9 protein-coding genes and 2 pseudogenes are annotated in these 14510 nt (G+C 53.3%); 4 read left to right on the top strand and 7 right to left on the bottom strand.

Annotation, left to right across the window (positions count from 1 at the left end; all coding sequences use genetic code 11):
• Nucleotides 1-6: 6 nt before the first annotated feature.
• From EZJ17_RS00190 to EZJ17_RS10915, 3 genes and pseudogenes are all read left to right on the top strand, one after another.
• Nucleotides 7-615, top strand: a complete 609-nt coding sequence (locus EZJ17_RS00190) for a Maf family protein (protein WP_067442351.1) — start codon at nucleotides 7-9, stop codon at nucleotides 613-615.
• 243 nt (nucleotides 616-858) lie between these two features.
• Nucleotides 859-1189 (top strand): annotated as a pseudogene (locus tag EZJ17_RS10870) (NnrS family protein); the annotation flags it as partial.
• Nucleotides 1136-1270: a hypothetical protein gene (locus EZJ17_RS10915; protein WP_369814478.1), complete on the top strand. Its 135-nt coding sequence runs from the start codon at nucleotides 1136-1138 to the stop codon at nucleotides 1268-1270. The pseudogene EZJ17_RS10870 and the gene EZJ17_RS10915, both read left to right, overlap by 54 nt.
• A 200-nt stretch (nucleotides 1271-1470) precedes the next feature.
• On the opposite strand, the pseudogene EZJ17_RS00180 reads toward EZJ17_RS10915, so the two are convergent.
• Nucleotides 1471-2220: pseudogene (locus tag EZJ17_RS00180) on the bottom strand (DUF4198 domain-containing protein).
• Between the two features lie 158 nt (nucleotides 2221-2378).
• Between EZJ17_RS00180 and EZJ17_RS00175 the strand changes: the two are divergent.
• Nucleotides 2379-3173, top strand: coding sequence for a DUF5339 domain-containing protein (locus tag EZJ17_RS00175; protein WP_067442345.1), 795 nt, complete (start codon nucleotides 2379-2381; stop codon nucleotides 3171-3173).
• A gap of 279 nt (nucleotides 3174-3452) precedes the next feature.
• Here the strand turns inward: EZJ17_RS00175 and rpoC are convergent, their stop codons facing one another.
• The 6 genes from rpoC to rplK all read right to left on the bottom strand — a co-directional run bounded on the left by rpoC (nucleotide 3453) and on the right by rplK (nucleotide 14481).
• The gene (gene rpoC / locus EZJ17_RS00170) at nucleotides 3453-7628 is read right to left on the bottom strand and encodes a DNA-directed RNA polymerase subunit beta' (protein WP_067442343.1); all 4176 of its coding nucleotides are present in this window, start codon (nucleotides 7626-7628) and stop codon (nucleotides 3453-3455) included.
• Between the two features lie 194 nt (nucleotides 7629-7822).
• Nucleotides 7823-12004 carry a DNA-directed RNA polymerase subunit beta gene (gene rpoB / locus EZJ17_RS00165; RefSeq protein WP_067442342.1) on the bottom strand — a complete coding sequence of 1394 codons (4182 nt, stop codon included), beginning with the start codon at nucleotides 12002-12004 and terminating at the stop codon, nucleotides 7823-7825.
• A 194-nt stretch (nucleotides 12005-12198) separates the two neighbouring features.
• On the bottom strand, nucleotides 12199-12570 hold the full coding sequence (gene rplL / locus EZJ17_RS00160) for a 50S ribosomal protein L7/L12 (RefSeq protein ID WP_067442341.1): 372 nt from the start codon (nucleotides 12568-12570) through the stop codon (nucleotides 12199-12201).
• A gap of 47 nt (nucleotides 12571-12617) precedes the next feature.
• Nucleotides 12618-13121 carry a 50S ribosomal protein L10 gene (gene rplJ / locus EZJ17_RS00155; protein WP_067442340.1) on the bottom strand — a complete coding sequence of 168 codons (504 nt, stop codon included), beginning with the start codon at nucleotides 13119-13121 and terminating at the stop codon, nucleotides 12618-12620.
• A gap of 233 nt (nucleotides 13122-13354) precedes the next feature.
• Complete coding sequence (rplA, locus tag EZJ17_RS00150) at nucleotides 13355-14050, bottom strand: 50S ribosomal protein L1 (protein WP_067442339.1); 696 nt, start codon at nucleotides 14048-14050, stop codon at nucleotides 13355-13357.
• A complete protein-coding gene (gene rplK, locus EZJ17_RS00145; RefSeq protein ID WP_035573849.1) occupies nucleotides 14050-14481 on the bottom strand; it encodes a 50S ribosomal protein L11 in 432 nt (143 codons plus the stop codon). Before rplK ends, rplA begins: the two co-directional genes overlap by 1 nt.
• Nucleotides 14482-14510 lie beyond the last annotated feature (29 nt).

The raw sequence follows: 14510 nt of genomic DNA, 5'->3' as shown, positions 1-14510 counted from the left end.
AACGCCATGCCCAACACCATCTATCTGGCCTCGGCCAGCCCGCGCCGCCGCGAAATTTTGGTTTCATTAGGTTTCCAGCCCGTGCTGCTGACGGCGGAAACCGACGAAACGGCGCAGCCGGGCGAGGCGGTGGCGGATTATGTGGCACGAATGGCACGGCAGAAAAACGCGGCAGCACGCCGGCTGGCGGCGCAACGCGGCCTTGCCTTGGCACAGCCGCTGTTGAGCGCCGACACGGTGGTGGCGCTGGACAATGCCATTTTGGGCAAACCGCGCGATGCGGCGCACGCCCGCGAGCTGCTGGAAAGCCTTTCCGGGCGCGAACACCAAGTGTGGACGGCAGTGTGCGTGTCGCTCGGCCAGCAAACGCTGGAAGCGGCACAGCGCAGCGATGTGCGGTTTAAAGGGCTGAGCGCACAGGAAATCACTGCTTATATCGCTAGCGGCGAACCGCTGGATAAAGCTGGCGCATACGGTATCCAAGGCATCGGTGGCGTGTTTGTGTCGCACCTTTCCGGCAGCTTCAGCGGCGTGATGGGGCTGCCTGTATTTGAAACCGTGCAGCTGCTGCGCCAATTGGGCGCGCCCGTGCCGCCGTTTGCCGAGGCTAGCTGAAAAACTATTGCAAGCATAATTAAAGCATTAGCTGAAACAATTATTTTTTCATACAAGGCTGTAAGCCGCAGACAGTATGAGTAATACGGCAAGATGAGCCAACGCAGTAGGAAGAAATAAGTGTTTTAGCTGTACCTGAAAGCCTGCCGCTGTTTTTCCGGTAGCCTTCCCTGTTTGACCCTTACCCTCAAAATCAAAATCGACACCTCATGAATCTGCTTTCCCAAAACCATCCCGTTGGGCATGGCCTTCCGCCCCTTCTACCCGCTGGCCGCCCTCTACGGCACGCTTTCCATCCTGCTGTGAAGCTTCGGCTATCAAGGCACGGCCGCGCTGCCCAATTATTTCTGGCATGCCCACGAAATGATTTGGGGCTATGCCAGCGCCATCATGGTGGCCTTCCTGCTCACAGCAGTGGCCACTTGGACGAAACAGCCACGCACCTGGGTACGCCTCCATGCCGCTGGCGTTTTGGCTGATGGCAGCCGCTGCGCTGGCGCGTGCCGCCACGGCAGTGTTGATGTATCTGCTCCCCGCCGCCTACCAGCCCGGCCTGTGGCTCTCCGGCCTGCTGTTTGCCGCTTCGCTGCTGCTCTACACCTGGCGCTACCTGCCCTGGCTGACCGCGCCGCGGGTGGACAGTAAGGAAGGCTGAGTTGCAGGCTACCTGAAACCGCGCCGACATTTTTCAGGTAGCCTTTGGCTGGCTTATAGAGGCTACCTGAAAACAGAATAAACGCTGCTTTCTATCAAACACCAAACGAAAACAGGGCGGGCAAAGATTGCCCACCCTGTTTTTTATTGATACAGCAATAGCCTTGAACCCGCAGGCTGAGGCTACCTGAAACCGCCAACTCAATGATGGCTGCTGCCGATCTCGAAGGTTAGCGTGGCATAGGCAGTCAGCTGGTCGCATACAGCCTGATCGGCGAAATCGGTTTTGTGCACCACGCGCACTTTCCAGCTGCCTTGGCGCAGCGGAATGTGCTCACCATGCCGTCGGCGCGGGTGGTGCCGGAGAACGCCTGTGGTTCGAGGCGGTGTGATTTATCGACCGGATCGCGGTGGGAGAAGCCATCAAACGTGGCCACCACCGTAGCATCCGGTAGCGGCTCGCCACGGAACAACACCCGCACCGGCAACACTTTATCCACGCGCACGTTGGCCGGGTTTTGCAACGGCACAATCTCCAGCAAATCACCCACCAGCCGGCTGATCAGCTCCTTACTCGCGCTCTCGTGCCCTATGTTCACCACCGCTTTGCCAAACATACTGGTTTGCTCGCAATAAGTGGCATCTTTCATCTGCGTCAGGTTCTGCCACCGCACGCGGCATTTCAAACTGATAATTATGCTGCCCGCGCCGCATCAAATCGATTTTGCCCTGTGGCGTGAGCAATTGCAGTGGCTTGGGAAACAGCAACAAACGGTCGGCAGTAATCGGCCCCAACTCGGGATAGTGCCCATAGCTCAGTTCGGCCTTCAACACCCCGCCGCCATGCGTGTGCGCAGCATTCATCCACACCTCATGACCGTGCGCGGCCACTGATAAGCCGGCCAACAGCACGGTAGACAATGAACGGCGAAAATAAAAACTCCTTTGCAGATTGTTTGCACAAATTGGATGTTATACCATAACTATTTCATCCAAAAAACATATATAACAAAAGCACTTATCTCTTCTTATGGCATTAGCTCGCCTATTCGGGAAAAATCGCCCAGCCCTGTCGCCGCCCTTCCCGAGCAGCACAGCTTACGTGTAAGATGCGCAACAGCCTCCTTACCATATCGACATTCATTACCATGCAAGGCAAACCAGACTGGAAACGATACCGGCAGCAGCTGCAGGCAAAACTGCAAGCCCTGCGGCAAAAACAGCAAGCTAAGCCGAACGCCCGGCCATCCAAATGGCGGGGAAACTTGCGCGCTCAGTGGCAGAAACTGCGGGGAAAACTGCGTACCCTGCCACAGCAAGTGCGTGAAAAACCGCAGCTGTTGGCCGTAGCCGCCGTAGTGGCCGGCTGCCTGCTGCTCGCCTTCGGGCTCTTGGCAGGCGGCAGCCGCAAACATCCTGCCCCCGCCGCTGAGACTGCGGCTTCACAGGCCTCGGCATCGGCCGCAGGCAGCGCATCCGGCATCGAAACAGCTACTGTGTCGGTTGAGCTGGTTACTCCCGAAGTGTCGGACGGCAATACCGAAGACGACCCGCTCACTGCTGCTGAAGCCAACCCCGAACCGGAGCACGCCCTGCCGCCCACCACTGCCGACCACATGAACCCCGTGTGCGAAACCTATTTCCAACGCGCCCGCGCCTGCTTCCGCCAAGCCCCCGACGGCCAGGCCGATGCACTGTTGCAATCGCTAGAAGCCACACGCGGCGACCTCTCGCAATTAGATGCCGAAGGCTGTGAAGTGGTGAGCCGGCAGTTTGAAGAAATGGTGCAGCAGATGGATTGCGAACAAAAAGCCGCAGACAGCAAGCCGGCTAATACCAACCCGCCGCCAGCCAAGCCCGCCGAAGCCAAACCGCAAGCTGCTTCGGCAGTGCATAAGCGCTGAAGCAAAATGATCAAAAGGCTACCTGAAATACTTGATTGGCTTTTCAGGTAGCCTTTTACACAGTTCGTATAGCTAAGGTACTTCACTGCATACTGCGCTGGCTCACTTTGCCGTACTAGCTGTGCTGTCTGCGGCTTGCTGCCTGGTATGAATCAATAATTGCCCCAGCTATAGCAGGCTACCTGAAAACCTAACCCCCATCAGCCAGCCAAGCCACCCGACCACGAAAAAGGCTGAAACCGCTTATTACGGTTTCAGCCTTTTGCTTTTCAGGTAGCCTTATTCGGCTTCATCCACCTGCTCGTTCACTTGCGCCTCGTGATGCGCCTGCCACTGCGCACGGCGGCTGCGGTGGTAAGTGAGGCCGGTACCGGCCGGAATCAGCCGGCCGACAATAACGTTTTCCTTCAGACCGCGCAGGTCGTCTTTCTTGCCCATGATGGCGGCTTCGGTAAGCACGCGGGTAGTTTCCTGGAAGGAGGCCGCAGAAATGAAGCTGTCGGTAGAGAGCGAAGCCTTGGTGATACCCAGCAGGATATTGTCGAAGCGTGCCGGTTCTTTGCCTTCGGCAACGGCGCGTTCGTTGGCCTGCATTACGTCGCCACGCTCCACCTGCTCGCCGGTGATGAAACCGGTTTCGCCGGCGTCGGCAATGTTCACGCGGCGCAGCATCTGGCGGATGATCACTTCGATGTGCTTATCGGAAATGCGCACACCTTGCAGGCGGTATACTTCTTGCACTTCCTGCACGATGTAGCGTGCCAGCGCTTCGATGCCTTGCAGGCGCAGAATGTCGTGCGGGTCAACCGAGCCGTCCACGATAATCTCGCCGCGATTCACCACTTGGCCGTCGTGCACCAGAATCTGTTTCTCTTTGGAAATCAGAGTTTCGTGTGCCGCACCCTCCAAATCAGTAATCACCAGGCGCTGTTTGCCTTTGGTTTCTTTACCGAAAGACACCGTGCCGGTTACTTCGGCCAGCATGCCGGCATCTTTGGGCACGCGGGCTTCAAACAGCTCGGCCACACGTGGCAGGCCACCAGTAATGTCGCGGGTTTTGGAAGAGGCCTGCGGGATACGCGCCAGTACGTCGCCCTTGCCCACTTCCTGATCTTCGCGCACGGTAATCACCGCACCCACGGGAAAGGCCATGGAAACAGGAGTTTCAGTGCCGGGCATAGTTACCTCTTCGCCGTTCCCATCCAACAGTTTCACGGTGGGGCGCAGCAGCTTGCTGGTGCTGGTGCGGCGTTTACCATCGATCACCACCAAAGTGGAGAGGCCGGTGATTTCGTCAGTTTGACGGGTAACGGTTACGCCTTCTTCCACGTTTTCAAAGCATACACGGCCGGCGTATTCGGTAATCATCGGGCGAGTGTGCGGATCCCAAGTGGCTAGGGTTTGGCCGGCTTTAACCGCAGAGCCGTCCTGCACCAGCAAAGTGGCGCCGTAGGGCACTTTGTGGCGTTCGCGCTCGCGACCTACTTCGTCGTGAATCACTAACTCACACGATCGGCCGATGACCACCAACTCGCCTTTGTTGTTGGCTACATAGCGCATCTGGCTGCTGAAGCGGGCAGTGCCGTTGGATTTAGCTTCCACCTGGCTGGCGGCGGCAGCACGGGAGGCGGCACCACCAATGTGGAAGGTACGCATAGTCAACTGTGTACCGGGCTCACCGATGGATTGGGCGGCAATCACGCCCACGGCTTCGCCGGTGTTCACCAGCTTGCCGCGCGCCAAGTCTCGGCCGTAGCACTTGGCACACAAACCATAGCGGGTCTTACAAGTAATCGGGGTGCGGACTTTCACTTCGTCCACGCCGGAACGGTCGATTAAATCTACCAGCTGCTCGTTGAGTAGGGTTCCAGCCTCCACCAAGGTGGCGCTACTGGAGGGATCCACCACGTCTTGTGCAGTTACGCGGCCCAAAATGCGGTCGCGCAGGGCTTCAATCACATCGCCGCCCTGTACCACAGCTTTCATCACGAAGCCGTCGTTGGTACCACAATCGTCTTCCACTACCACCAAGTCTTGGGTCACGTCCACCAAGCGGCGGGTTAGGTAACCTGAGTTGGCGGTTTTCAGCGCAGTATCGGCCAAACCTTTGCGTGCACCGTGAGTAGCAATAAAGTATTGCAATACGGTGAGGCCTTCGCGGAAGTTTGAGGTAATCGGGGTTTCGATAATCGAACCGTCAGGCTTGGCCATCAGACCGCGCATACCGGAAAGCTGTTTAATCTGGGCGGCAGAACCACGCGCACCAGAGTCGGCCATCATGTAGATGGAGTTGAACGACTCCTGATCCACTTCTTTGCCTTCGCGGTCGATCACTTTCTGTTTAGAAAGATTATCCATCATCGCCTTGGCAATTTTATCGCCGGCACGACCCCAAATATCTACCACTTTGTTGTAGCGCTCGCCATTGGTAACCAAACCTTGGCGGTATTGATCTTCGATTTCCTTCACTTCGGCGTTGGCTTCGGCCAAGAGTTTGACTTTCTCTTTCGGTACCTCCATATCATCCACGCAGATGGAGATGCCACCTTTGGCTGCAAAGCTGAAGCCGGTATACATCAGGTGGTCTGCAAAAATCACTGTATCGCGTAGGCCACACAGGCGGAACGAGGCATTAATCAGTCGCGAGATTTCTTTTTTCTTCAACGCCTTGTTGATGTATTCAAACGGCAGGCCTTTGGGCAGAATTTCGGAAAGCAGGGCACGGCCGACTGTGGTTTCATAGCGCTTGGTAATCGGCTCGAACTCGTCTTGGTCGTCTTTCACCCATTCCTGCAGGCGCACGGTAATTTTGGTGCCCAATTCCACCTGCTTGGTGTAGTAAGCGCGGTGCACTTCTTTCACGTCGGAAAACAGGCTACCTTCGCCTTTACCATTGATTTTGTCGCGAGTCATGTAGTATAGACCCAACACAATATCTTGAGACGGCACGATAATCGGCTCGCCATTAGCGGGAGAGAGCACGTTGTTGGAGGCCAGCATCAGAGTGCGGGCTTCCATTTGTGCTTCCAGGCTCAAGGGAACGTGTACGGCCATTTGGTCGCCATCGAAGTCAGCGTTGAACGCGGCGCACACCAAGGGATGCAGCTGGATAGCCTTGCCTTCAATCAAAATTGGCTCAAAAGCCTGAATTCCCAAGCGGTGCAGAGTCGGGGCACGGTTGAGCATAATCGGGTGCTCACGGATGACTTCGTCCAAAATATCCCACACCACTGGCACTTCCTGCTCCACCAGTTTTTTGGCAGCTTTCACGGTAGCCGCCTCGCCGCGCACTTCCAGTTTGTGGAAGATGAATGGTTTGAATAGCTCCAAGGCCATGCGTTTGGGCAGGCCGCACTGGTGCAGGCGCAGATAGGGGCCGACGGTAATCACAGAACGGCCGGAGTAGTCTACGCGCTTGCCCAACAGGTTTTGGCGGAAGCGGCCGCCTTTGCCTTTAATCATGTCAGCTAGCGATTTGAGCGGGCGTTTGTTGGCGCCGGTCATGGCCTTGCCGCGACGGCCATTATCCAACAGGCTGTCCACCGCTTCCTGCAGCATGCGTTTTTCGTTGCGCACGATGATGTCGGGCGCATGCAGCTCCAGTAGGCGTTTGAGGCGGTTGTTGCGGTTGATGACGCGGCGATAGAGGTCATTCAAATCGGAAGTAGCGAAACGCCCGCCATCCAACGGCACCAGCGGACGCAAATCAGGCGGCAGCACGGGCAACACGTCCATAATCATCCACTCCAGCTTCATGCCATTGCGCTGGAAGACTTCCAGCACTTTCAGTCGTTTAGCTAGCTTCTTGATTTTGGTTTCGGAGCTGGTGCTTTCCAATTCCTGTCGCAGGATTTCGATTTCGGCTGGCACATCCAATGAGCGCAACAGTTCGCGGATGCCTTCGGCGCCCATTTTGGCATCGAAGTCTTCGCCATACTCTTCCAGCTTGGCGTAGTAGTCTTCCTCGGTCAGCAGCTGGCGGCGTTGCAGCGAGGTCATGCCAGGGTCGGTTACCACAAAAGCTTCGAAATACAGCACGCGCTCAATATCGCGCAAGGTCATATCCAACACCATGCCGAGGCGGGAAGGCAGTGATTTCAAGAACCAAATATGGGCAACAGGCGCGGCCAGCTCAATATGCCCCATGCGCTCACGGCGTACTTTAGAAAGGGTAACTTCCACACCGCATTTTTCGCAGGTTACACCTTTGAACTTCAATCGCTTATATTTTCCGCACAAGCATTCGTAGTCTTTTACCGGGCCGAAGATTTTGGCGCAGAATAAGCCGTCGCGCTCGGGTTTGAAGGTACGGTAGTTGATGGTTTCCGGCTTCTTCACTTCACCGTAAGACCAAGAGCGGATGGTTTCGGGCGAGGCAATACCGATTTTAATGGCATCGAATTCTTCTTCCATGCCGGCAGCTTGCAGCGGGTTAAACAGGTTCGACAGATTCATTTTTGCTCCCAATCAGGATTTTGTATTTTGCTCACTCTGTTTCAGACAGCCTGTGAGGCTACCTGAAAAATATGGGCGGGCGGCTTGGCCGGGTTTTGCTCGGCGGCAAACGGCGGCTCGGCGGAAAATATCGCGCCGGCACAATGGCCGTTTCTATTTTCAGGTAGCCTCAGAGGCTACCTGAAAAGCCCCGTTTAATACCGCTCCATATCGATATCCAAGCCCAGCGAACGGATTTCCTTTACCAACACGTTAAACGATTCGGGCATGCCGGCTTCGATTTTGTGTTCGCCTTTAACGATGTTTTCATACATCTTCGTACGGCCGGTTACGTCGTCCGATTTCACGGTCAGCATTTCCTGCAGCGTGTAGGCGGCACCATAGGCTTCCAGCGCCCACACCTCCATCTCACCGAAACGCTGGCCACCGAACTGGGCTTTACCGCCAAGCGGCTGCTGGGTAACGAGTGAGTACGGGCCGGTAGAACGGGCGTGCATTTTTTCGTCCACCAAGTGGTGCAGCTTCAGATAGTGCATCACGCCCACGGTTACCTTGCGGTCGAACGGTTCGCCGGAACGGCCGTCGTACAGGGTGATTTGGGTCTTGGTGTCGTTGAAGCCCAGTTTCTGCACTTCGGGATCGTCGCTCGGGTAGGCCAATTCGAGCATATCGTAGATTTCCTGCTCTTTGGCACCGTCGAACACCGGCGAAGCGAAGGTGGCACCGCCCTTGAGGTTTTCCGCCAAAGTGAGGATTTCTTCGTCGCTGAGCGATTTCAGATTCTCTTTTTTGCCGCTGCCGTTATAGAGTTTTTCTAGGAAAGCACGGATTTCTTTCACTTTGCGCTGTTCGGCCAGCATTTTCTCAATGCGTTGGCCAATACCTTTGGCGGCCCAGCCCAAATGCACTTCCAAAATCTGGCCGATGTTCATACGCGAAGGCACGCCCAACGGATTGAGCACGATGTCCACGGTGCGGCCATCGGCCATGTAGGGCATGTCTTCCACCGGCAGAATGCGCGATACCACGCCTTTGTTACCGTGGCGGCCGGCCATTTTGTCGCCTGCCTGCAGGCGGCGTTTGATGGCGATGAACACTTTGACCATTTTCTGCACACCGGGCGGCAGCTCGTCTCCCTGGGTCATTTTTTTCTTCTTGATCTCATATTGCTCGTCAGCCTCTTCGCGTTTCTGCTGCAGGCTGAGCTTAATCAGCTCAAGCTGTTTGGCCAGCTCTTCGTCCGACAAGCGGATGTCGAACCAATCGTGTTTGGTCGGTAGGGAAGCCAGGTATTCGGCAGTAATTTCTTTGCCTTTGCCCAGTTTCATTGGGCCACCATTGGCTTTTTGACCAACAATCATGCGCTCGATACGGTCGAAGGCATCGTTGTCAAAAATACGCAGTTGGTCGTTCAAATCCAAGCGGTAGCGTTTCAACTCGGCATCAATGATGGACTGGGCACGTTTGTCGCGCTGGATGCCTTCGCGGGTAAACACCTGTACATCGATTACCGTGCCGCTCATGCCGGTGGGCATGCGCAGCGAGGTATCTTTCACGTCGGAAGCTTTTTCACCGAAAATGGCGCGCAGCAGTTTTTCTTCTGGCGTGAGCTGGGTTTCACCTTTGGGCGTTACTTTACCCACCAATACATCGCCGGCTTCCACTTCGGCACCGATGTACACGATGCCGCTTTCATCCAAACGGTTTTGCATGCGTTCAGATAGGTTGGGAATATCGCGGGTGATTTCTTCCGCACCCAGCTTGGTGTCACGCGCCACCACATTGAGTTCTTCGATGTGGATGGAGGTGTAGCGGTCGGCGGCAGCCACTTTCTCGGAAATCAGAATCGAGTCTTCGTAGTTGTAGCCGTTCCAAGGCATGAAGGCGATGGTCATGTTCTGACCAAGCGCGAGTTCGCCCAAGTCGGTAGAGGCGCCGTCGGCAATCAAATCACCGCGCTGCAACACGTCACTGACCTTCACAGCGGGGCGTTGGTTGATGTTGGTAGATTGGTTGGAACGGGCGAATTTCACCAGATTGTAGATGTCCACACCCACTTCTCCGGCAGCGGTTTCTTCGTCGTGTACGCGCACCACGATACGGTTGGCGTCCACATATTCCACCACCCCACCACGACGGGCCACGATAGCAGTGGCAGAATCCACGGCCACGGAGCGTTCGATGCCGGTGCCAACCAGCGGTTTTTCGGCACGCAGGCAGGGTACAGCCTGACGTTGCATGTTGGCACCCATCAAGGCACGGTTGGCGTCATCATGCTCCAAGAAAGGAATCAGAGAGGCAGCCACAGACACCACTTGGCCGGTAGCCACATCCATATACTGCACGCGGTCGGCGCTGGCCATGATGGTTTCGCCTTTTTCGCGGCAGGTAATCAAATCACCTTTCAGGTAGCCTTTCTTATCCACTTCGGCGTTGGCCTGCGCAATTACATAACGGCCTTCTTCAATGGCAGACAGATAGTCGATTTTATCAGTAACTTTGCCATCCACCACGCGGCGGTACGGAGTTTCCAAGAAGCCGTAATCGTTGGTGCGAGCATAAACAGATAATGAGTTAATCAGGCCGATGTTCGGGCCTTCAGGCGTTTCAATCGGGCACACACGGCCATAATGAGTCGGGTGTACATCTCGCACTTCGAACCCAGCACGTTCACGGGTCAGGCCGCCCGGACCGAGTGCAGATACACGGCGTTTATGGGTTACTTCCGACAGCGGATTGGTCTGATCCATAAACTGTGATAGTTGGCTGGAGCCAAAAAATTCTTTGATGGCAGCCGATACCGGTTTGGCATTGATCAAATCGGTCGGCATCAGGTTGTCAGCTTCCGCCTGATTCAGGCGCTCTTTTACTGCGCGTTCCACACGGGCCAAGCCGGAGCGGAACTGGTTTTCAGTCAATTCGCCCACGGAACGCACGCGGCGGTTACCCAGGTGGTCAATATCATCCACTTCGCCATGGCCGTTGCGCAATTCAACCAGCGTGGCAATAGAAGCAACAATGTCTTCCGTGCTAAGAATAAACCCACCTTTTTCAGCTGCACCGGCCAGGGTTTCGTTTAACAGACGGCCATACCAAGACCGCTGCTGGTCTTCAGACAGTTTTTGCTCATAGGTGCGGGTATTGAATTTCATGCGGCCAACGCGCGACAAGTCATAGCTGGCCTCATTAAAGAACAGGCGATCAAACAGCATTTCTACTGCTTCTTCGGTGGGCGGTTCGCCAGGGCGCATCATGCGGTAAATGGCAATACGTGCGGCCATTTGGTCAGCAGTTTCATCTACTTGCAACGTAGAGGAAATATAGCCGCCATACCCCAACTCGCTGATATATAAGGTTTGGATTTCATTCACCCTCTGAATTTCCAACTGTGCCAGCAATTCTTCGGTAATTTCGCTATTGGCTGGCGCCAGAATTTCACCGGTATCGGGTACAATAACGTCTTTAGCCAGCATTTTGCCGATCAAAGCCTCGGCATCCACCCGTAAGCGCTTCAAGCCAGCTTTCTCAATATCACGCAACCCTTTGGCGGTAACCCGCTTGCCCGCGGCAACCAGCACCTTGCCGTCCGCATCGTAAATATCGGTTTTCACGGTTTCACCCTTTAAACGCGACAAAACCAGCTCGGTCTCCACTCCATCTTTGCTTAGGTAAAATGTTTCTTTGTCATAGAAGGTATCCAAGATCTGCTCAGCGCTGTATCCCAATGCTTTCAGCAAAATGGTTACCGGCATTTTGCGACGGCGGTCGATACGGAAATAGAGCAAGTCTTTCGGGTCAAACTCCAAATCTAGCCATGAGCCGCGATAGGGGATGATGCGGGCAGAAAACAGCAGCTTGCCTGAAGAATGGGTTTTACCCCGGTCATGCTCGAAAAACACGCCCGGAGAGCGGTGCAGCTGAGACACGATGACACGCTCAGTGCCGTTAATGATGAATGAACCATAAGGAGTCATCAGCGGGATTTCGCCCATATAAACTTCATTCTCGCGCACTTCTTTCACCACATTAGGCTTGGAAGATTCTTTATCTAGAATCACCAAGCGAATTCGGGCTCGTAAAGGGGCAGCATAAGTAATGCCACGCAGTTGGCATTCAGCAATATCAAATAAAGGTTCACCTAAGATGTAATGAGTAAATTCCAACCGAGAATATCCATTGTGGCTCACAATCGGGAAAATAGAATTAAATGCGGCCTGCAAGCCTTCATCCAAGCGCTTATCGAAAGCAGTTTCCTGCTGGAGAAATTTGTGGTAAGACTCCAGCTGGGTAGCCAACAAATACGGCACTTCCAACACGCTATCGCGTTTGGCAAAACTCTTTCGGATACGCTTTTTTTCGGTAACTGAATAACTCATTGTTGAACACTCCAGATAATGAGAAAGGTTGACTCCAACTTGAACAGCAGCAATATCCGCCGCCACCTGAAATTTGCATATATTTGCCATTTGAGTGGCGGCATATGGTAAATATATGCAAATTATTATTTATTCCCAATCTCCAAGCAAAACAAGGCTGGCAGAAACCTGCCAGCCTGTTAGCAAGAAAATACTTATTTGATTTCCACTTTGGCACCAGCTTCTTCCAGCTGTTTCTTGATTTCTTCAGCTTCAGCAGGAGTAACTCCTTCTTTGATGGTTTTCGGAGCGCCGTCAACCATATCTTTGGCTTCTTTCAAGCCCAAGCCAGTAATGGCACGAACCACTTTAATCACGCCTACTTTCTGATCACCAGCAGCAGCCAAAATTACGTCTACCTCAGACTTAGCTTCAGCTTCACCACCAGCAGCACCAGGACCAGCAGCAATAGCAACGGCAGCGGCAGAAACACCAAACTTGGTTTCAAATTCTTTTACCAAGTCGTTCAACTCCATTACAGTCAAACTGCCAATTGCTTCCAAAATGTCTTCTTTAGTAATAGCCATGCTATCAAACTCCTAAATTTAATGAATAAGTAAAATATAAATAATGGTTAAGCAGATGCTTCTTCAGCAGCTTTTTTCTCAGCCAGAGCAGCCAAGCCGCGAGCCATGCCAGACAATGGAGCCTGCATGAGGAACAGCAATTTGGACAGCAATTCTTCACGACTCGGAATTGCAGCCAGCTGACCCACCTGAGCGGCATCCATCACCGCACCGTCATAAGAGCCTGCTTTAATGATCAGCTTCTCATCTTTTTTAGAGAATTGGTGCAACACTTTTGCAGCAGCTACAGCATCTTCAGATGCTGCATATACCAACGGGCCAACCATATGTTCGGCTAACCCTGCAAAAGAGGTGCCTTCTACCGCACGACGAGCCAACGTGTTTTTCAAAACACGCAAATACACACCTTCCTTACGTGCATTGGCACGCAATTCGGTCATGCTAGCAACGCTGATACCGCGGTATTCGGCAAGCACCATGGTCTGAGCATTGCCGATACCGGCAACAATCTCTTCCACAACTGCTTTTTTAGTTTCAATACTAAGACTCAAGGTCTACCTCCTACTGTTTATCAAAGAATGTCTAATGACATCCACCAGTTCGGCAACCTGAAAAGACATTTTGCAAGCAATTGCTTGCTCATAATCTCAGGACCACCGTCTACGTAGGGTAAAATATTAAATCTTACGATCCCTACGGTCTTGGACTCTACTTACAATCAAGTATAAGCAGTCCATATTTCAGGTAGCCTCAGCAACCCGCAAAGGCTACCTGAAAATTTCTTTTAACTAGACACGCTACCAACATCTACACGGACACCAGGTCCCATAGTGCTAGATAATGCGATTTTCTTCAGATATTGGCCTTTGGTAGCAGCGGGCCTCGCCTTTACTACCGCATCCAACAAAGTATTAAAGTTTTCGCGCAAATCAGTCGCCGCAAAAGAAGCGCGGCCAATGGTAGCATGCACTACACCAGCCTTATCAGTGCGATACTGAACCTGACCAGCCTTGGCATTACGCACGGCCTCTGCCACATTTGGCGTAACCGTACCCACCTTCGGATTTGGCATCAAACCGCGCGGCCCCAAGATAGTACCCAACTGACCAACGATACGCATCGCATCAGGAGAGGCAATAACAACATCAAAATCTAAATTTCCTGCCTTTACTTCTGCAGCCAGATCCTCAAACCCAACCACATCAGCGCCTGCTTCTTTTGCAGCCTCAACATTGGCACCTTGAGTAAACACTGCCACACGAACAGTTTTACCAGTACCTTTTGGCAACACAACAGACCCACGGATTACTTGATCAGATTTACGCGAATCCACGCCCAAATTGATAGCAACATCAACAGACTCATCAAATTTGGCTGTAGCAGTTTTCTTCACCAATTCAATTGCTTCATCAATTGAATAGTGCACATTTGAATCAACAGAAGAGCGCAAACCCTGGAAACGTTTAGATAACTTAGCCATTACACACCCTCCACATCCAAGCCCATGGAACGGGCAGAACCAGCAATAGTACGAACCGCCGCATCCAAATCAGCCGCAGTCAAATCAGGCTCTTTAGTCTTGGCAATTTCTTCCAACTGGGCACGAGTAACCTTACCCACCTTGCTAGTCAACGGATTTGAACTGCCTTTCTGCAAACCAGCAGCTTTTTTCAGCAAAATACTGGCCGGAGGAGTCTTCATTACAAATGTAAAAGACTTATCTGCAAACGCGGTAATTACCACAGGAATCGGCAATCCAGGCTCCACATTTTGCGTAGCCGCATTAAATGCCTTACAAAATTCCATAATATTTAAACCACGCTGACCCAGTGCCGGACCAACTGGAGGAGAAGGATTAGCCTTCCCTGCAGGAATCTGCAACTTAATATAACCTACAATTTTCTTTGCCACATTTAGCTCCTAAATAACGGGTAATACGC

The organism is Eikenella exigua (assembly GCF_008805035.1).
In the GTDB taxonomy this organism is placed as follows: domain Bacteria; phylum Pseudomonadota; class Gammaproteobacteria; order Burkholderiales; family Neisseriaceae; genus Eikenella; species Eikenella exigua.
Note: the sequence above shows the minus strand (reverse complement) of the source record. Positions and strands in the feature narration are given on the sequence as shown.

What these genes read in the sequence shown, in the direction of transcription:
- rplA (WP_067442339.1), bottom strand. Translation starts at nt 14,050, where the DNA reads ATGGCTAAGTTATCTAAACGTTTCCAGGGTTTGCGCTCTTCTGTTGAT.
- EZJ17_RS10915 (WP_369814478.1), top strand. Translation starts at nt 1,136, where the DNA reads ATGTATCTGCTCCCCGCCGCCTACCAGCCCGGCCTGTGGCTCTCCGGC.
- rplL (WP_067442341.1), bottom strand. Translation starts at nt 12,570, where the DNA reads ATGGCTATTACTAAAGAAGACATTTTGGAAGCAATTGGCAGTTTGACT.
- EZJ17_RS00175 (WP_067442345.1), top strand. Translation starts at nt 2,379, where the DNA reads ATGCGCAACAGCCTCCTTACCATATCGACATTCATTACCATGCAAGGC.
- EZJ17_RS00190 (WP_067442351.1), top strand. Translation starts at nt 7, where the DNA reads ATGCCCAACACCATCTATCTGGCCTCGGCCAGCCCGCGCCGCCGCGAA.
- rpoC (WP_067442343.1), bottom strand. Translation starts at nt 7,628, where the DNA reads ATGAATCTGTCGAACCTGTTTAACCCGCTGCAAGCTGCCGGCATGGAA.
- rpoB (WP_067442342.1), bottom strand. Translation starts at nt 12,004, where the DNA reads ATGAGTTATTCAGTTACCGAAAAAAAGCGTATCCGAAAGAGTTTTGCC.